This is a genomic window from Marinobacterium lutimaris (genome assembly GCF_900108065.1).
Lineage (GTDB): Bacteria > Pseudomonadota > Gammaproteobacteria > Pseudomonadales > Balneatricaceae > Marinobacterium_D > Marinobacterium_D lutimaris.
The window spans coordinates 1,494,137-1,513,016 of record NZ_FNVQ01000001.1 but is presented as its reverse complement, the minus strand read 5'-3'; the positions used below and the strand labels follow the sequence as shown (position 1 = coordinate 1,513,016).

At 54.7% G+C, this 18,880-nt stretch carries 17 protein-coding genes; 9 read left to right on the top strand and 8 right to left on the bottom strand.

What is annotated here, in order from left to right:
- Positions 1–91: 91 nt before the first annotated feature.
- Positions 92–259 (bottom strand): phage integrase N-terminal SAM-like domain-containing protein, encoded by a 168-nt coding sequence (locus tag C4S72_RS25990; protein WP_235009112.1) that lies wholly within the window; start codon positions 257–259, stop codon positions 92–94.
- A gap of 153 nt (positions 260–412) precedes the next feature.
- On the opposite strand from C4S72_RS25990, the gene C4S72_RS06730 reads away from it, so the two are divergent.
- The gene (locus C4S72_RS06730) at positions 413–1,312 is read left to right on the top strand and encodes a hypothetical protein (RefSeq protein WP_104002258.1); all 900 of its coding nucleotides are present in this window, start codon (positions 413–415) and stop codon (positions 1,310–1,312) included.
- 691 nt (positions 1,313–2,003) lie between these two features.
- On the top strand, positions 2,004–3,539 hold the full coding sequence (locus C4S72_RS06725; protein ID WP_104002257.1) for an EAL domain-containing protein: 1,536 nt from the start codon (positions 2,004–2,006) through the stop codon (positions 3,537–3,539).
- A gap of 136 nt (positions 3,540–3,675) precedes the next feature.
- Here C4S72_RS06725 and C4S72_RS06720 read toward each other — a convergent pair whose 3' ends face one another.
- Positions 3,676–4,614, bottom strand: a complete 939-nt coding sequence (locus C4S72_RS06720) for a LysR family transcriptional regulator (RefSeq protein WP_104002256.1) — start codon at positions 4,612–4,614, stop codon at positions 3,676–3,678.
- Positions 4,615–4,740: 126 nt separating this feature from the next.
- Here C4S72_RS06720 and C4S72_RS06715 point away from each other — a divergent pair, with 126 nt between their 5' ends.
- The 4 genes from C4S72_RS06715 (at position 4,741) to C4S72_RS06700 (ending at position 7,087) form a co-directional block, all read left to right on the top strand.
- Positions 4,741–5,157, top strand: a complete 417-nt coding sequence (locus C4S72_RS06715; protein WP_235009064.1) for a VOC family protein — start codon at positions 4,741–4,743, stop codon at positions 5,155–5,157.
- Positions 5,158–5,226: 69 nt separating this feature from the next.
- Positions 5,227–5,820 (top strand): glutathione S-transferase family protein, encoded by a 594-nt coding sequence (locus tag C4S72_RS06710; RefSeq protein WP_104002254.1) that lies wholly within the window; start codon positions 5,227–5,229, stop codon positions 5,818–5,820.
- Positions 5,821–6,175: 355 nt separating this feature from the next.
- Positions 6,176–6,721 carry a DUF6624 domain-containing protein gene (locus C4S72_RS06705; RefSeq protein ID WP_104002253.1) on the top strand — a complete coding sequence of 182 codons (546 nt, stop codon included), beginning with the start codon at positions 6,176–6,178 and terminating at the stop codon, positions 6,719–6,721.
- Positions 6,722–6,805: 84 nt separating this feature from the next.
- Positions 6,806–7,087, top strand: coding sequence for a putative quinol monooxygenase (locus C4S72_RS06700; protein ID WP_104002252.1), 282 nt, complete (start codon positions 6,806–6,808; stop codon positions 7,085–7,087).
- Between the two features lie 6 nt (positions 7,088–7,093).
- Here C4S72_RS06700 and C4S72_RS06695 read toward each other — a convergent pair whose 3' ends face one another.
- The 6 genes from C4S72_RS06695 to C4S72_RS06670 form a co-directional block, all read right to left on the bottom strand.
- Entirely contained in the window at positions 7,094–7,555 is a 462-nt protein-coding gene (locus C4S72_RS06695; protein ID WP_200826680.1) for a MarR family winged helix-turn-helix transcriptional regulator, read from the bottom strand.
- Between the two features lie 305 nt (positions 7,556–7,860).
- Positions 7,861–9,351: an aldehyde dehydrogenase family protein gene (locus C4S72_RS06690; RefSeq protein WP_104002250.1), complete on the bottom strand. Its 1,491-nt coding sequence runs from the start codon at positions 9,349–9,351 to the stop codon at positions 7,861–7,863.
- Between the two features lie 27 nt (positions 9,352–9,378).
- Positions 9,379–10,998, bottom strand: a complete 1,620-nt coding sequence (locus tag C4S72_RS06685; RefSeq protein WP_104002249.1) for a GMC family oxidoreductase — start codon at positions 10,996–10,998, stop codon at positions 9,379–9,381.
- Positions 10,999–11,729: 731 nt separating this feature from the next.
- A complete protein-coding gene (locus tag C4S72_RS06680) occupies positions 11,730–13,367 on the bottom strand; it encodes an MATE family efflux transporter (RefSeq protein ID WP_104002248.1) in 1,638 nt (545 codons plus the stop codon).
- A gap of 10 nt (positions 13,368–13,377) precedes the next feature.
- Entirely contained in the window at positions 13,378–14,529 is a 1,152-nt protein-coding gene (locus tag C4S72_RS06675) for an FUSC family protein (RefSeq protein WP_160115458.1), read from the bottom strand.
- Between the two features lie 505 nt (positions 14,530–15,034).
- On the bottom strand, positions 15,035–16,087 hold the full coding sequence (locus C4S72_RS06670; RefSeq protein ID WP_104002246.1) for a CobW family GTP-binding protein: 1,053 nt from the start codon (positions 16,085–16,087) through the stop codon (positions 15,035–15,037).
- A 495-nt stretch (positions 16,088–16,582) separates the two neighbouring features.
- Between C4S72_RS06670 and C4S72_RS06665 the strand changes: the two genes are divergently transcribed.
- The 3 genes from C4S72_RS06665 (at position 16,583) to C4S72_RS06655 (ending at position 18,713) form a co-directional block, all read left to right on the top strand.
- Positions 16,583–16,942, top strand: a complete 360-nt coding sequence (locus tag C4S72_RS06665) for a YbaY family lipoprotein (protein WP_160115457.1) — start codon at positions 16,583–16,585, stop codon at positions 16,940–16,942.
- A 200-nt stretch (positions 16,943–17,142) separates the two neighbouring features.
- Positions 17,143–17,667, top strand: a complete 525-nt coding sequence (locus C4S72_RS06660; protein WP_104002244.1) for a sigma-70 family RNA polymerase sigma factor — start codon at positions 17,143–17,145, stop codon at positions 17,665–17,667.
- Positions 17,668–17,717: 50 nt separating this feature from the next.
- Positions 17,718–18,713 (top strand): FecR domain-containing protein, encoded by a 996-nt coding sequence (locus C4S72_RS06655; protein WP_104002243.1) that lies wholly within the window; start codon positions 17,718–17,720, stop codon positions 18,711–18,713.
- Positions 18,714–18,880 lie beyond the last annotated feature (167 nt).

Here is an 18,880-nt window from a genome sequence, read left to right as displayed (position 1 = left end):
GTCGTTGAGACCTGCTGAAGCCGGAGACGTCGCCTACCGTTTGTTTCAGAAATTTGGTTTACAGGAATACGATCGCATTCAACGCCAATGCTTAGCTGCCCGCCGATACGTTGCGCTCCGTCGCGAGAAAGGTAAGAAAACCCTCGATCTCAGCATCACCAAGCTCGGACGGATGCCGTTTGTTCCAGAACAGAATGAAAAATTTGATCCAGTACAGGTAGGAATCAATGGTCCGCCGGCTGTAACGGTGTACCCGCATATAATTTTCGACGGATTGAAGAAAAGGGGATCTTGCCATGTGTAACACCTTATCCATGAAATTTTTGAAAACGTTGTATCCCCTGGAGCTGGCATCCGTCGAGCACGATGCCCCTTTAACAGGCTGTTATGCTTATATGGAGAAAGTATCATCGTGAGTTCAAGTATTCGTCGAAGAGTAGGCTTTTTTAAAGAAGGGGAAAATGGCGGTTTTGATATTTCCATTCACAGCCAAGACTTCGATGATGAATGCTATGCTGAGTTGAACCATATAACAGACGTAATAAATAAAATAAAACCAGCTATTACTTCTTTCGAGATTGTTCAAAATAATATTCATGAAATTAAATCTTCAGTTGAAGAGCATATCGAAGACCTAAAAAGTGTGAAAGCACCTAGTCCTATAGTTGTTGATGAATCACTTGATGCTATGGTGATTTTTGCTCAGAGAGTTAGTAACTTTCTAGCTTCTGCTAGTTTATATTTAACTAATAGTGAAGTGCTTATTAAAAAAGTATTTGGTAAAAAATCTAGTGAGCTAGCTTCATGGAATGAGTATAGACGAAGTATGCATGAAGAGAGTTTTGCCTATCGATTTATGTACGATCTACGGAATTACTCTCAGCATTATGGTCTTCCTATATCAGGGCATAATGTTTTAATAGATAATATGCTCACAAACGATAAGTCTATTGAATTATCTGTGTATGTGTCTCGAAATAGCCTTTTGGAAGATGATTTTAATTGGAGAAAATTAAGGGCGGAAATAGAAAATCAGGGTGAAAATATAGATATCATTCCTCTTGTAGATATTTATTTCGGTATCCTTAAAAAATTACTGGTTAAATATATTGATCTACACGCTGAAGATCTAATATCGTGTAATTCTTATATATCTACATTTTACAAAATTTTTGGGATTCCAAAGGATACATCTCCTTTGCTATTTATAGGTGAAGGAACAGAGGACCAACCCATTCCTCAACATGCGGAATACATTCCTACAGAACAATTCAAGTGGGTATGTAAAAAATACATGAACTTAAAGAAATAGGCATAAAAAACGTAAGCACTTGACCCAAAAAAACTACGCTTTTCCGGTCAAGTGTTACAGGCCTAATGTACCCACATTGACATGAAAACGATAGCAACGGCCCTTAAAACCAGCAGTGTAGTTGGAGCATTAGTTGGTTTGCTAATGAGTTACATCGGCTGGCAACACAACGTTCAATGTGAACTCCACAGTGATGGTTCGGTGGACTGGCTTTATTTGTTCATGTTGTGGGTCGGTTGGTTTGCGGTTGTCTGTGTCGCAGGCGGGGCGTTCTTCAGCTTAGTCTTGTATCTTATCAATCGGCGGCGGTGCAGTAATAACGCATAGCCACAGGCTGTTATCTTCGCTCAGTGGCTGCCTCAGATAGCCAGAGCACCTCCGCCCAAAAAGTGAGCCAGCCGCGGCTCGCTGCGGCCAGCGAGTTCATTCCCGTCACTCGGTCATCTGTGCCCCCCTGGCGATCTATAATCTGGGAGCGTGATGGAAATGTTGCTCCCGAGAACATGCGATCTATTAAAGGCTAAGGCGCAGGGCTCCCTGGTGGTTCAGCGCTGGGCTGGATTGAGCTACAGGACCCTTAACGCAAAGATATAAGAACAGGATTATCGAAAGGCAGCTGATCCCAAAGTGCGGTGGATTGCATTCGGGTTAGCGGATAACCACACGGAAAGTGTCTGAGTAGGGGCCTAGGGTGAACAGCACTGCAAACGGAGTATTTGACAAGGTCTGCGTGATTTTCATCAGCGTACTTGTGGGCCTGTCGACCTATTTCACCAGCTACATCCTGTTAAAAGGGGACTTTGAGGCTTCTCTTCAGCGTCAGGCTAGCGCCAGTCTGAATCAGATCGAAGTGGTCGCCGACGATGTACTGTCGACACTCGATACGCTTAATGCACTCGATGCCGGCCGCAGTCAGGATTGCGATGCCGATACGCTGCTTGAGATGCGCCAGGCGATGTTTGTCTCAGCCAACATCAAGGGCGTCAGTTTTGTAAAAGAGGGGTATCTGATCTGCAGCGCCGCGTTGGGGCGGCTGGAGCAGGCCGTAAAGATTGAAGAGCCGGATTTTATTACCGACAGTGGCGCTTCGGTCTGGATAGATGTGCCGATCCGGCTGACCGATAAAGAGCTTCAGGCGATGGTTATCCAGTCCGGTAGCTTCAGCGGGGTTATCCATCGTGATTTTCTTGAGAAACTGGTTACTCTGGATACCGCCTGGCGTCTCGATGTGGCGGACGGAGTAACCAGTCGTCTGGAAGACAGTCTCGTTGCTGCAGGGCCTGCGCGCAGACTGGGTAAAGCATTCAAAGTACACGACTGCATAAAGACCCTGCCGTTCTGTATCACGATTACTGCGACCAATCTGTTTTTCCACCGGCAGTATTACCAGGCTCTGGTGGGCTGGGTGGCCGTTTCGTTTTTATTGGCGCTGTTCAGCGCGTTAGGCGTTGCGAGCTTTATCCGCCGTTACCGTTCCACCGAGGCACGGGTCATGCGTGGGCTTAATGCCGATGCCTTTCATTGCCTTTATCAACCCATCGTAGAGCTTCGCAGCGGCAAGATTATCGGCTGTGAGGCTTTGGCCCGTTTCCGGGATGCTAATGGCGATATAGGCCCCGATCTGTTTATTCCGGTGATTCATTCCAGAAACAAAACCTGGCCCTTTACGCAGCTGATCATCAACCGAATGCTGGATGATGTGGGGTCAATCGCTATATTGCCGAAGCCGTTCAAGATCAATATCAACTTCTTCGCCCAGGATATCGAGAATGCCCGCATACTGGAGTTGCTCTCCAGCAGTGAGCTACAACGGGAGGGCATTCAGTATGTGCTTGAAGTGACCGAGAATGAGCGCCTCTCCACGCTGGAGAGCTCAGACGTGCTGGTGACCATGGCAGAGAATGGCTTCCAGGTCGCGGTCGATGACTTCGGCACCGGGTATTCGAACCTGAGCCAGATCCGGGACTTTCAATGCAATACCCTGAAGATTGATCGCAGCTTTATCAGCGCTATGGATGGGGGCTCGGTGCGTTCTACGTTGATCCCGCATATTGTCGATATCGCCGCTAAAATAGGCGCGGAAGTGGTTGCCGAAGGTATCGAAACCAGCAGGCAGCAAAAGGCACTGGTCGATGTAGGGGTGCATTATGGTCAGGGCTACCTGTTCGGTAAACCGACTAGCTTCAAAGATCTGGTCGCGCTTATTGAGGCACAGAACGACAGTTGAGGCGGAGACAGGGGCCAGCTCCCGCTGTAGGGCCTTTTATGAGAAGGGAACTCCGCACTCCCAGAGCAGCTTGCTTCAATAGATGGGTGTCAATCACCGTTGTATTCACATCGCCAAGGCTCACCTGCCGTCAGGACTACAGGGATATGGAGCAAGCAGATAGCGTGGTTTCTACCGTCGTGAGGCGCTGTTGCAGAGGCTCTGTCGCGCTCCTCAAAAAGCTCCGCACTCTGGGTGAAACCAGCCGGTTGTGCGGCATCACGAATTGAACCGGCAATGGCGCCGGGCCGAAGTCGGGGAACAGGGGGACCAGGGTGCCTCGTTCAAAATCCCGTTGCGCTTGATACGACAATACCCGGATTATTCCAAGACCATCGCGGCAGGCCTGGAGCAGGGTATCGATCTGATTACAGGTGAATAGCGGATTAACTGGCACGCTTAGATCGCGGCCATGTTCGTTAAATTGCCACTGGTTGCCAGCGGCCGCAAAGCCAAGCGTTGGTAGCTGGCTTAACTGATCGGGCTGTTTAATCGCTCCATATTTCAGCTGCAGGGATTCAAGCAGCGTCGGGCTCGCGCACAGAACCCACTTCACGGCCCCGACAGGCTTGGCAACCAGCGATGAGTCGGCCAACCATCCTATGCGCAAAGCCAGATCAAAGCCTTCCTCAATCAGATCGACGGTACGATCGAGCAAGGTCAGCTCGGCACTCATGGAAGGGTGTTGTTGCAGCCATTGGGTCAGCACCGGGGCAATATGCAAGCGACCGAACATGATCGGCGCGGTGATCGCTAACTTGCCTGCCGGGTTGGCCCGTCGGCTGTCGAGCTGGAATTCGGCCGCATCGATGTCTGCCAGAATCTGCCTGCAGTGTTGCAGGTAGTCACGTCCCTCATCGGTCAGCGCCAGTCTGCGGGTACTGCGATTTAGCAAGCGCACGCCGAGCTGCTTTTCCAGTTCGGCCAGGCTTCGCACCACCGCAGCGGGGGAGCGAGATAGCTGCTCTGCTGCTGCACTCATGCTGCCGTGATCCACAATCGCCACAAAGGTTGTCATGGCTTTGAGCTTATCCATCGCCGTCTGCCCACCGTAAAAATGTATTTGTGCAAAAAACTCAATAAACCTTACAGCCCAGCGACATTTATTGCACTGTCCGAAAGGCGTTTACTGGGGGCGTCTTCTCGTACTTTGGAGCCCGTTGTGAACCCACAAGCTATTCGTGCCTTCGACCATGTCGGAATTCGTGTCAGCGACCGCCAGACTGCGGTGGCGTTTTACCAGCAGTTGGGCTTTGAAGAGGTGCGCTGCTTTGGCGCCTATGAAGCCAATGAAATGGAATCGCCGGACGGCGTGCGCATTAATCTTATTTTCAATGCGAGCAAGGCGCGGTGCGGGCGTAATGCGTTGCTCGACGAGCCGGTCAAACTGCCCGGCGTCACTCACGCCGCGTTTGTAGTGGATGACCTCCACGCCATGAAAGATTGGCTTGATCAGCAGGGCATCGCCATTACCGAAGGTATTCATCCAATTGGCCCGCGACGCATCACTCTGTTTATCCGCGACCCTGACCGTAACGTGCTGGAATTCAATCAGCTGTTGGCTGTGCCTGAGTCGTGACCGTTGATTTCCCGAGCCGGTGCGGATTTAACCACCGTTAGATAACAATAAAACCCCAAAGGTATTGAAATGAAACTCTACGATCTTGAACTCTCCGGTAACTGCTACAAGGTGCGCCTGCTGGCGGCGCTGATTGGTGTGGAGCTCGACATCGAGCCGGTCGACTTCCTTGACGGTGCTCACAAACGCTTACCGGTGATCGACCTCAACCCGTTTGGCGAATTGCCGGTGCTAGTGGATGGCGAGGTGGTATTGCGCGATTCGCAAGCCATTCTGGTGTACCTGGCGCGCCAATACGGTGGACACCAGTGGTGGCCGGACGGCGCTGCCCAGCAAGGCGAGGTGATGCAGTGGCTGTCGACTGCTGCCAACGAAATATTCAACGGCCCCAATGCCGCGCGACTGGTCGACAAATTCGGCTTAGCCCTGGATAAGGAGCGCGCTCTGGCCGTCAGTGCTCACATTTTGCCGTTGCTGGAGCAGCATCTGCAGCGCAATGAATGGTTGGCTCTGGATCGCCCGACGATTGCCGATCTGGCGGTATTCCCTTATGTGGCGCTGGGTTGGGAGGGTGGCGTAACGCTGGACGAATATCCGGCCATTCAGGCCTGGATTGGGCGTATCAAGCAGCTGCCGGGCTACATCGATATGCCGGGTATTTAGTAAAGGCTGGCCTGTTGCTATATCGGCTGTGCAAAGCAGCCGGTATAGCCAATAACAACTCTGGTTATTTCAATCGCTTACTGCTTTTTCGTCCCACGCTCGCTACGATGGTTTTACCAATAGATAGGGTAAAGCCCTCAAAAGAACCAAGGATGAACCCTGGTTAGCCCTGAACCTGGCGCAGCACCTAGCCCATCAAAACTCGGTATACGGCCGGCTTTGAAACCCATCAGGGCATTGCCAATCTAGCCCTGTAGGTCGCGGTTGCCATCAGCTTTCCCGCTGGCACGATAGATTGGGTGGTTATTGGCGTAGAAGTGAAAGGCAATCAGGGTGTTAGCAGGAAAAGGAATCCATGAGTCAAAGCCTCGCAGATGAACTCATCAGCATGATGACCGAAGACCAGCAGTTATTGCAGCAGCTTTTCGACTCCGGTGAGCTGCCCTCCGATGCTTATCATCCCCGGATAAAAGCCCTGCACCAGGCCAATACCTCCCGACTGAAAGAGATGATCAGCGCGCACGGCTGGCCCGGCATTTCGTTAGTGGGTGAAGAGGGCGCCAAAGCGGCATGGCTGGTGGCTCAGCATTCTGTTTCAGACCCTGAGTTTATGGCGGAGTGTGTCGGCTTGCTGGAAGCCGCTGTTGGGCGGTCCGATGTCGCGGGCTGGCAACTGGCGTTCCTTCAGGATCGGGTATGTACGCTAGCTGGTAAGCCGCAGTATTACGGCACCCAGTTTGATATTGATGATGAGGGCTGGCCGACGCCGTTTCCTATCGAGGATGCCGCCGGCGTTAATGAGCGCCGTGCACGGCTTGGGCTGAACTCTCTCGAAGAGCGCCTGGAGGAGATGAAGGAACGGGAGCGCCAACGCCGGGCTAATACCGAACACGGGCATTAGCTAAGCACTAGAGATATTCTTATATCCGTATCGCTGTAACCTGGTGGCCAGCACCTTACGTATTTGAAATTATTGAGAAACCGCATGTCCAAAATAATCCTCGAGGGTTATATCGTCGTTCCAGATGATGATCTCGAAGCCGTATCCGCAGAGCTCCCAACCCATATAGCGTTAACTCACGAAGAGGAGGGGTGCCTGTTGTTTCAGGTGACACAGAAGCCCGGCGCCCCGAACGTTTTCAATGTTTATGAGGAGTTTGTCGACCAGTCTGCATTTGAATTACATCAGCAGCGTGTAAGGCAATCGGCCTGGGGCGCGATCACCACCAACGTAGAGCGGCATTACACGGTCAGAGAGCAGGATTAGCTCGGATCAGGTCGAAGCCTCTGCCCCCGCATTGCTCTCATACGCATCAAGACGCTTCTGCAGGCGCTCAAATGCACCGGCCATTGCCTCCAGCTCTTCATCGCTCAGGTCGATTAGCAGGGTTTCCTCAAAGCGGCTGAGCTCGTTACGGATGCAGTCAACGCGGCTTTGCCCGGCCGGTGTCAGAACGATCTGTTTGGCGCGGCCATCGGCGGCATCGCGTTTGCGTTCTATTAGCCCATCACGTTCCAGCGAGTCGATGATACGAACCAGGCTGGAGCCGCCCACCCCCACCCGTAACGCCAAATCTTTCAGGGTGATGCCATCTTCGCATTCGCTCAGGTGTACCAGGGGGACCCAGGTGGTATCGGTCAGGCCGATGGACGCCAGGTGTGTTTGCATCACGCGGCGCCATTGGCGGGCGATCAGCGAGAATTGAAGGCCAAAACGGGCACGGGGAGTAGTCATAGTGGTCATGGCGCAATTATTGGCAAACTGGTTTGAAATGCAAATCAAATAAGTCTTGCAGGGGCTAAACGTGGGTGATGCCTGAGCGCCTGGTTTGCACCGCTTTGATTTCGTGGTGGTACGTTATCTGTTCCCAGAGCAGCTTGCCGTTGAAAGGATGTTGCTTTGCTGTGTTTAAAAAAGCCGCTGTTGTGCGCCCCGGACCAGTAAAGGTCGGGGCGCTGTTTGTGGGAACAGGGGGCGCTATGGAGGGATGATCCACGCCGCTGCTCCCTGGGTGACGGAACTGCGCTAAATATGGCTTTTTAGTAGCGGATCATCACCGATTTTAGCTCGGTGTAATCCTCTATAAATGCAGAACCATACTCGCGGCCGATACCTGACCCTTTGGCGCCACCGAAGGGTACGCCCGGATCAACGATGGTGTGCATGTTCACCCATACGGTACCGGCTTCCACCTGAGGCACCAGACGCAGTGCTTTGGACAGGTCGTGGGTCCAGACAGAGGCGGTGAGGCCATAGGGGGTGTCGTTCATTTCACGCACCATCTCCTCTTGGGTTTCATAGCTCACCAGTGTGGCTACCGGGCCGAACACCTCTTCACGCCATGAGGTGCTTTCGAGGGATTTCGGGCGGATCACGGTCGGCTTCACGAAGAAGCCCGGACGGTTATAGGTTTCGCCACCGACCACAAAGCGGTCGCCCTCTTTGGTGGCGGTTTCAAATGCCTGAATCACTTTGTTGTACTGGTCTTCAGTGGCAACGGGGCCGAAAGCGGCATTTTCATCCATGGGATCACCGGCCTCGATACCCTCAAGGCGGGCGCGGATGGCAGCCTCCACCTCATCGATCTGGCTGGAGTGAACAAGGAAGCGCTCGGCAGACGCACAGATCTGGCCGGTATGCATAAAGCCCGCTTCAAACATGCCGTTCACGATCTCTTCGACGCTCATATCCGGCAGGAAGCCCGCAGCATTTTTACCGCCGAGTTCCAGGGTGACGTGTTTGAGGTTTGCCTTCATCGCTTCGTCGGCAATGATATGACCGGTGCGCACGGAGCCGGTCAGCGACACCTTGGCGATACGGCTATCGGGGATGATCTGGTCGCCCAGTTTGCCCGGGCCGTTGATCACGTTGAGCACGCCGTCGGGCAGGCCGGCTTCTTTACCCAGCTCTGCCACGCGCAGCAGTGAATAGGGAGTGGGGGAGGCGGACTTCAGCAGCGCGGTGTTACCGGTTGCCAGTGCGGCGCCCAGTTTCCAGATCGGAATCATGACCGGGAAGTTCCAGGGGATGATGCCGAATACCACGCCCAGCGGTTCACGCAGGGTCATGGCGGTGTAGCGCTCGCCGTTGGCGGAAGGTACCGATGGGGTCAGGGTCTGGCCCGATACCTTGGTGGCCCAGCCTGCGTAGTAGCGCAGGAACTGTGCCGCCCAGCCGACTTCGATCATGCGCGACAGACTCAGCAGTTTGCCGGATTGCAGGGTTTCCAGCTGGGCGATCTCTTCGCCGTGTTCTTCGATCAGATCGGCAAAGCGAAGCAGAATGCGCTCTTTCTGTGCCGGTGTGGTATCGGCCCAGGCGCCTTTGAAAGCGGCGTAAGAGGTAGCGATCGCTTCCTCCACTTCATCCTGGGTGGCGCGGGCCACGGTGCCGATCAGCTCGCCGTTGGCGGGGTTGCGGATCTCTTCGCGGTCATCGGCGGAGCCGGGTACTGAGCGGCCGTTGATGAAATGACCTTGCTGACGTGCAAGAAATGCTTTTACTTCAGGAAGTAGTTCTACAGTAGCCATGATGTTATTTCCTTTTGTTGAATCCAATTAACTAGCCGCTTTAACAGCGTCGGAGATGCCCAGAATCAGGTCACTGGCTTTCTCGGCGATGGCTATGGTTGGGGCGTTGGTGTTGCCTGATGGGATGTGAGGCATGACCGAACTGTCGGCCACGCGCAGGCCTTCGATACCGTGAACCTTCAGTTCTGGATCGACGACCGAGTCGGTCGGGCTCTGTCCGATGCGGCAGGTGCCGACCGGGTGGTAAACGGTGCGTGAGACGCGACGGACATAGTCTTCAAGAGCGGCTTCGTCATCGGCGGCGCAGTTGGGGTTAAAGATCTCGACCACATGGTCGGCCAGTGCCGGTTGGGCGAAGAAGTTGAGTGCCAGTTTGGTGGCGCGGATCTGGCCCTGTACGTCCTCTTCTTTTTCCAGGTAGGCGGCGCGGATTTTGGGCAGATCTTCCGGGTTGGCCGAGCGAATCTCGACTTCACCACGGGACTTCGGCTGCAAATGGCCGGCTTTGATGGTGACACCGTGGGTCTGGCCTTTCTGGTTAAGGTCCGGGTCATCCCAGGTATCCAGAATCGGCAGGAAGTGGAACTGTACGTCCGGCCGACCGGAGCCGGTGCTGTCGATAAAGGCAAAGGCTTCCAGGATCGGCGAGGTGAGCACACCGGAGCGCATGAATACCCATTCGATGCCATGGCGCAGTGCTTTCAGGCCTTTGTCCTGGCCATAGAGAGAGATCGGCTCCTTGATGGTAGCGTTAACCGACATGTGCAGGTGATCGTGAAAGTTTTTGCCCACCGGCAGTTCGGCTATCTGTTTTACACCGGCACGGGCAAGTACATCGGCAGGGCCAACGCCGGAGAGCTGCAGCACTTTGGCGGAACCGATGGCACCGGCGGATACGATCACCTCTTTACGGGCGTTGGCGGTGACCTCATGGCCATGTACCTTGTAGGTCACGCCTTTGGCGCGGCCGTTCTCGATCTCGACACGGCTGACCATTGCATTGAGTTGCAGCTTCAGGTTTTTATGGTCGCGCACCTGTTTGAGGTAGGTGCGGGCGGTAGAGGCGCGTTCACCGTTGTGGGTAGTGGTCTGGTAGAAGCCTACGCCTTCCATGCGGGCGCCGTTGTGGTCGACGATATATTCATAACCGGCCTGCTGACCCGCGCGGACGAAGGCATCGCTCATGGGGTGGCGGTAGCGGTTTTCAGAGACATACAGCTGGCCGTGATCGCCATGGTATCTGTTGCCCATGGCTTCGTTGTTTTCCGCCTTGATGAAGTAGTGCAGCATGGAGTCGCCGTTCCAGCCGGTGGCGCCAAAATCGTTTTCCCAGGCATCGTAGTCAGAGCGTTGGCCGCGCACGTACACCATGCCGTTGATCGATGAACCGCCGCCGAGCACGCGGCCTTGCAGCACATCCATATTACGGTTCTGGGTGTAGGTTTCCGGTTCAGCCATATAAGGCCAGGATTTGGTCGGAATCACCTTGGCCATACCGCCTGGCGCTTTGATAAACAGGTTGTTGTCGCTACCACCGGCTTCCAGCAGCAGTACGCTGCTGTTGGTTTGTGTGAGGATGTTATAAGCGATCACACAACCGGCAGAGCCGGCGCCGATAATGATATAGTCGAAAGTTTGATTAGCCATTTTTATTCCCTCCGTGCGCATTAGTGCGCGACCGATAGCCTCTTATTTCTGTCTATCGATATGCTTTAATATCCCGTCCTGGATAGCTTTAATGGATTGGTATTCGTGCTATCTATTCGCGGGCTTTACCTGTTGTTCTGCATCTTAGTGTTTATCCATATTCAACGTTCGGCGTGTATAGGCGTGACGATGCTGGCGCCATGACATTGATGGCTGGATAAATAAAACTAGATTTTTTCTCTACTAACTCCTGTGGAACAGACACGCCCAAGCGTGGAGTCCCTAGCTCATAAGGCTTTCAAGCTCATTCAGGCACCTGGATTAAGGGCCTTGGAACCTGGCAAGGCATCGGCGTTGCAACAGCACTGAAAGATAAGATGTGGCAGCGGGTTGCGATGCTCTCTGTCGAACAATTACCCTCGGTAGGTTGGGCAGAGAAGGTTACAGGTTAAGCTTTAAAGCATTTAATGTTCGATACGTTTTATGACTCAATAAAAAGGAGTTAGTTTAATATACTTTGCAAATTACTCTGTTGTATTTATGGTTTAATCATACCTCCATTCTGCTAATGCTGACCGTTTTTATACGGGTTTTTAGTGTTCCATTTTATGTGATCTATTTTGCGTAAGTATGGATGGGCTATTAACCGTTGGTATCAAACCGTTAGTTATATATTTCTTTCAATTAAATCGGCATAAACCCAAAGGTTTAAATTCCGGTGTCTTAAAAAATTACGGGTAGCCTTCTGTCATCTGTGCGTTCGCCTTTGTTTCGGTATTGGCTTCTGCCTCGGCACCCGTGAAAGAGTGTTTGCTGCAACGCCGATTCGCTGTAGCGCCCAGCGTTTCATCATTGCGATTGTTAAGGCTCTGATCGGGGCTTCTCTCTGAACCCGAGCAGACGACACACTGGGTCGGGTCGGCACTGGCGGGCGCTTCGATCACTCGGGGGCCTTCGTCGATCAGATACTCGCTATCTTTGGGCCGATGCTGCGCAGAGTCTATAACCAGGTGGGTCTGACGCCAGTTACCCCAGAGGTAATAGGCCATGGCCATCAGCATGGTGGCGATAAACGCGGCCGGAAAACTCCACCAGATCGCATCGCTGCCCAGCGTGGGTTGTAGCAGATGAATCGCACCGAGCCGGACCGGATAGAGTGCAACGGCCAGAATCACCATGGGCCAGATCACCTGACCGGCTGCGCGGACGGTGCCAAACAGCACATGGCTGATGCCAAAGGCGATAAAGCCCCAGGTGGCCACCTGAAATATATGGATCGCGATCTCCATGGCGTCGCCGGAATCGGTCAGGAAGATCCCCAGTGCCCAGCGGTCGAGCCAGGACAGCAGCAGTATCAGGCCGCCAGTGAGGAGAAAGTTATAGCCGATGCCAACGCGGGTAATCCGTTTAACCCGATCCAGTCGTCCGGCGCCGATATTCTGCGCGGCCATGGCAGACACTGCACCGGCCAGCGCCATGGCGGGCATCTGTACGTAAGTCCAGAGCTGTTGGGTGGCGCCGAAGGCGGCGATGGTATTCACGCCTTCACCATTGATGATCCGCAGCACCGTCAGCGCCGCCGTGGTCACGATAATCATCTGCAGGCCGATCGGCACACCCTTGGTCACCATCACTTTCAGCAGTTGTGGATCTGGGCGCAGCCAGCGCAGTTCTTCACCGCGCAGCCGCAGCGGCAGATCCTTGCGATAGATGTAGACCACCATGGCCGCCAGGCTGATGTAGTTTGAAGCCGCCAGTGCCAGGGCCGATCCACCGATACCGAACGCCGGTAGCGGGCCGAGGCCGAGAATGAACACCGGGTTGAGCATGGTGGCCAGAATTACCGCCAGTAACATGAATCTCAGCGGCGTGTTGGCATCGCCGGAGCCACGCAGCGCCATCATCAGGATTGTCTGCAGCAGAACGGCGGGCAGGCCGACAAAGGTGAGTTTGAGGTAATCGCGCGCCAGTTCGATGATCTCTGGCGCGGTACCAAGTAGCTGCAACAGATAGGGTGCGGTGAAGTAACCGACTATGGCTAGTGCCAGCACCGCTGGTACAAAGCTGCCGGCGGTGGTGCCCACAACGCGACGTGCCTGCACGAGATTACCCGCACCAATCGACTGGCCAATGAGGATGGTCGCCGCCATGCCAAAGCCGAACACAAAGCTGGTCATGATAAACATCACCAGATTGCCGTTGGTGGTGGCTGCCAGTGAGGCTTCGCCCAGCAGATTACCGACCCAGGCGCTGTCGATGGAGCCGCCTGCCGACTGCAGCATGGAGCTGGCCAGTGTCGGGATGGCGAAGAGGATCAGCTGGCGCGGAATCGATCCGGCGGTGAGGCGATTGGCGTTAGTCTCAGGCATAGTTGCTCCGTTACGCCTGTTTCTCTGCGGCGGACTTGCGCAGTTTGTCGAGATAACGCCGGTCATCCATGGTGGAGAGAATCACTGCCACTAGCATACCGATACAGGGGCCTATCACCGTATCCAGCACCCGTTCCGGCACCAGGGTTTCGCTCGGGATCCAGGGCGCAGCCAGGTGGGTGACCAGCAGCGCGGTGGGGGCTACGAACATCTGACCAAGCGCGTAGTTCTTGCCAATCACCATCTCGGTAACCGTCTGGAACACGCCGATAACGGCGATCAGCCCCCAGATATTGGGCTCAAACTGCAACACTCCCCAGGCCATCATGGCGCCGATAGTGGTGCCGGCCATACGCTGCATGGCGCGGTTCATACTGACGTGCAGATAGGCTCCCTGAGTGACCGCCAGCGCACCCATGCCGGCCCAGGCAGGGTAGTGGGCGTCAAAGCCGTAGCGAACAATAAACATGGCGACCGCGGTGCTGATAAAGGTACGTGTTGATGCGATCAGTCGATGGCTCACCGGTGGGGCTGGCGGTACCTGCGGAAAATTCCGCTCAGCGCTGGGCGGATGGCGCAGAAAGGCCGTGGAGATGCAGATAAACCAGCCCAGCAGAGCAGCGCCACCGGTGACCAGGGTGCGTTCGAGAATAACCTGCTGAGTCACGTCACCACCGATGCAGGAACCGGCAGCGAAGACGAAAATCAGCGGGCCCGGCGCGCCATAACGGCCGGTGACACAGATAAACAGGTAGATGCCGCACAGCAAAGCCAGAAGTAGCAGCAGGCCGGCTTCGGGAAGTCCGGCGAACTTAGCAGAGGAGACGAGCAGTACGGAAAGAGTCTGGATCGCCGCAGCTTGCAGCAGCAGACGGTTACGGCCAGAGCGTGACTCGAAGCGGCCAAACAGCGCAATCAGAGAGCCGATGCCGGCAAAACCCACCATATCCGACCAGGGCGACAGGTACACAGCGATTAACGCAAGCACCGCGGTCAAGCCGGTTTGAGCCCCGGCCAGACACTCATTGCGGAAAGAGGGCAGCTTGCCAACATACACACAACTTTTGACCTGCTGGCCATGCAGCAGATGCATGACAGTGCGCAGGAGTCCTATCTCTGCAGTATCGGGTGTTGTGGTCTGTTTTTGGTTGGACTGGCTCATTGGTTCTGGCTTGTCTCGAAGAAATCGGTGCCCGCTTGAGTGCGGTGGGTGACTGGTATGGCGATCTGTCTTTTCCGGGAGTGGCAAAGCTCTTGTGGAGCGCATATCCGGATGAGTTAATTATTGATCAAATAGTTTGAGTTTCAAATCAAATTATTGTTCCGTTACTGGAACCTTGTATTTCATAGTTCAGCAGTCAGGTATTTGTAGAACAAAGGTGCTGGCGGTCGGGGAAACGCTAAGCTTTTGTATTGGCGAATGAATCTGGATGTTGTGCGGTGTTTGGATAACGTCGGCGAGAGTGCGGGGCGTTGCAGAGAGTGGCGTCGGGGTGAATGTATAGATTCAACCAGGTCGAGCAGGGAGGCTTTTAAGGCAGGTCTGGCCTGGCTACAGGCAGACAGATTAATCGGCTGAGCAGAGGATGTGTTACCACAGCTCAGTGCTGAGCTGCGGTTCGATAAAGCCAAGGCCCGGGTTTACCAGGCCTTGGCGTTCAGAGCGGTCACTCGTTGATCTGGCAGGCGAGCATATCCCGCTCGATCTGTTCCCAGTCCAACTCCCGTGGGCTGATGATCTCGATACGGCTGTCGCGGCGGTAGGCGACCTTGTCGAAATCGTGTTTGTCCTGAACCCGGTTGTAGAACACCCAGGCGGTGCCAATGCGGATCACGCCCTTGATGCGGTTAACGCCTTCCAGCCCGTTCAGAATCTCTTCCAGCGCCCAGTAATCGAAGCAGTCATCGCGGTGGAAGATCCAGCCGCAGCTGAAACGCCCGCTGCCGTTACCCGCCTTGCGGATCGGCTGGCCGGGCTCGGGCAGGGCTTCCTGTACGTGCTCAGATTCAGCCTTATGCGCGTGTTCATGATCATGGTCGTGGTGATGTTCGTGTCCGTGATGATGATCGTGCTGATGCGCATTGGGGAACTGCGCCTTGAGCTGGCCATTACGCACCAGATCCAGCAGGGCGGGTTCGATCACGCCGCGGGTAATCCGACCGATATGCTGCTTGGGCGGGAACATATTGCCCAGGCTGGTTTCAGCGGTTTCGACCTGGGCAGCTTCTGCCAGGTCGCATTTGTTGATCAGCACCACATCCGCCAGGTTCAGCTGGTCATGGAAGGTTTCATCGTTGATCACCTCTTCCTGCTCCAGTACTCGTGGGTCCAGCAGGCAGATGGTCGCGCGCAGGTCGAGCTTGTCGGCGAACGCTCGGCTCATCAGAGTATCGATAATGCCCTCAGGATGACCGATGCCGGTGGGCTCGATAATCAGGCGGTCGGGTTTGGCCTGTTCAATCAGATTCTTCACCGTCATATGCAGCGAAGGGCCCAGGGCGCAGCAGATGCAGCCGCCGGCCAGTTCCTGAACGTGCAGCCCTTCCTGGTCGGGCATCATCTCCTGGTCGATGCCGACCTGACCGAACTCGTTCACCAGCACCGCCCAGGATTCGCCCTCCGGCTTGTTGGCCAGCAGCGAATTGATCGATGTGGTTTTGCCGACACCAAGGAAGCCGGTAATGATATTGGTCGGGATGGCTCTGGGTTGCTCGTTCATAGTGACTCTTCGGTTCTGGAAACAGCTGTGGGGAGACTGTTCGATGAAGCTGGTGCGTAACAGTTGAGTGGTCACGCGCTCGATTCGGCCGGGATGTTACTTTATAACCATTTCCGTTGCGAGTACTGCGAGGATTGATGTGCGAACTCTGGAGAGGTTCGCGCCCTTCACGCAGGATAGAATAAAACACTTCGGATCACTGGGCCTGCGCCTCTGCGTCTCGTTCAGAGTTGGCAGCGGCCTGTGGGTCCCGTATTCGCGAAATCGCTCATGTGGCGAGCTTTTTCGCCCTGAAGTCGCTATCTTTGGATCAGGCTTAGACTAAACGGTTGTTTCAGATACTTGTTTGCCCGCGATCGGTTATCGGGTGTGGGTTTAACAGGTAACGGCTAGATGGATTGTCTCAAGGAGGGTGGAAACATGATTCAGGCTAGAAGTTGGTTGCTGGGTGTTTGTGCTGTGTTTCTGGCAGCGTGCAGCAGTATGGAGGGATCGATGACGGAACAAACTCAGAAAGCTGACAACTCGCTGATGCGGGTGATCACCGGTGAGGTCTGGTATCGCGAGCGCATCGCCTTACCGCCGGGCGCCGAAGTTCACGTAACGCTTGAAGATCAGTCGCGTATGGACGCGCCTGCCAAGGTCATAACTGACTATACCCATATCGTAGATGGGGCAGGGCCTTTGACGTTCAGGCTGGTGTATGACCCTTCAGCCATTGATGAGCGTATGCGCTACGGGCTGAGAGCAAAAATCGAATACAACGGTAAGCTGCTGTTCACCAGCACCGAGCATATCGATCCGTTTGCCGGCGAGCCTGGCGAGCCGGTACGTATTATGGTGGTGAAGCAGTAATCCCAGACGGCCAGGGTTGCTATCGATAGCGCCAGGTGCTGGTTGGCAGGGACACCATTAGTAGAGATCAGACAGCCCATCATCGTGATGGGCTTTTTTGTCGCTGAAATTCGAATAACACGAATGCGAATGATTTGCGTTAATGAGTCGTGCTGCTTAGAATCCCCTCTGATTCAGTGCCGAACTTGAGAGGGAAGTGGATGCGAAGCTCCGCTAAAACGACGCCATTCGCGCAGATGTATGATGCGCATCACGGCTGGCTGCGGGGCTGGCTGCAGCGCAAAACCGGTTGCAGCTGGCAGGCTGCCGATCTGGCTCAGGACACTTTTCTGCGTATCCTGACATCCCCTCGTAATAGCGCTCAATTGGCGGAGGTGCGTGAACCCCGCAGCTATCTCACCACCATCGCCCGCCGCGTCTGGATAGACTTCGTGCGTCGTGACGCGCTGGAAAAGGCCTGGCTGGAAGCGCTGCAGCAGCAACCGGAACCGGTGGCCATTTCCGCCGAAGAGCAGACGCTGATTCTGGAAACCCTGTTCCAGGTGGACGCGATGCTGGAGGGGCTGGGCGAAAAAGTCAGCCAGGCCTTTCTGCTGTCGCAGCTTGAAGGACTGCGCTACAGCGAAATTGCTGAACGCCTCGGTGTGTCGGTCAGTTCAGTTAAAAAATATATGGCCAAGGCCACCGAGCACTGTCTTTTACTGATGTGCGAAGACTCGTTGTAAGCAGCTCGCTGTATCTAACCCGCTATGAGTACAACCTATGAGCAAACACCTTGAGTAGTTCTCAGTCGGCGCAGAAAGAGATTCTTCGAGCCGCGGCGCATTGGTATTCAGTGCTCTGCGGTGAGGATGTCACGGAGCAGCAGAAGCGGGAACATGCCGAGTGGGTAGAGGCTGATCCTTCTCACCAGCTTGCCTGGCAGCAGGTGGAAAAACTTCGCCAGCAGCTGCAATCGGTACCCGGCGCGTCTGCCTTTCATACCCTGCAGATCAAACAGCAGCAAGGCCAGAAACGGCGCGCCGTGCTGCGCAGTTTCGCCTTCCTGGCCGGCGGAGCATCCCTGGGCAGCCTGGCCTGGCGACAGACGCCGGTTAACGGCCTGATAAAAGATTGGACGGCGGGCCATCGCACCGTTACCGGCGAACGTCGCGAGCTGGCACTCGATGATGGTACGCAACTGATCCTGAATACCGACACGGCACTGGATCTGCTGGAGACTGACACCTCACGGCTAGTCCGCCTGTATGACGGCGAGATCTTCGTGCGCACCGGCAGCGGGGTGTCTGGCAATGAGCCAGGCAGGGGGGCCAAGCCTCTGCAGGTGCATACGGAACAGGGCATGGTGATCCCTCTCGGGACTGTGTTTACCGTGCGAAAGCACCCGGTATCGACCTCGGTAACCGTGATTGAAGATCGCGTGGAATTGATCCCGGTATCGGCTGCGGGCCAATCAGAGTTTGTGGATGCCGGTGAGCAGGCTGAGATGAGCAGCGGCGGTGTGGCCATATCGCCGGCCAGCCCGCAGATGGATAGCTGGACACGTGGGCTGCTGGTGGCGGTGGACTGGCCGTTGAGCCGGCTGGTGGCGGAGCTTAGCCGCTATCGTGCCGGCGTACTGCGCTGTGATCCGGCGGTTGCGGCGTTGCGGATATCGGGCGCTTATCCATTGGATGATACCGAGAGGGCGCTGCAGGCGATCAGCAATGCGTTGCCTGTCAGGGTGTCACGTATTACCGATTACTGGGTAACCGTTACAGCGCTTTTATAGGCATTCGTTATCAGTCCGACTCTGGTCCTCTGAAATGGCGCCTGCAAAAAATGAGAAAATATTGTCCTTTTTCCGATCTCGTTCGACCCAAGGTTAATTCAACAATTTTGGTATGAGCGAGCAGACAATGAATACGCCTAAGCAACCCCTCCCAACGGTGACTCCTT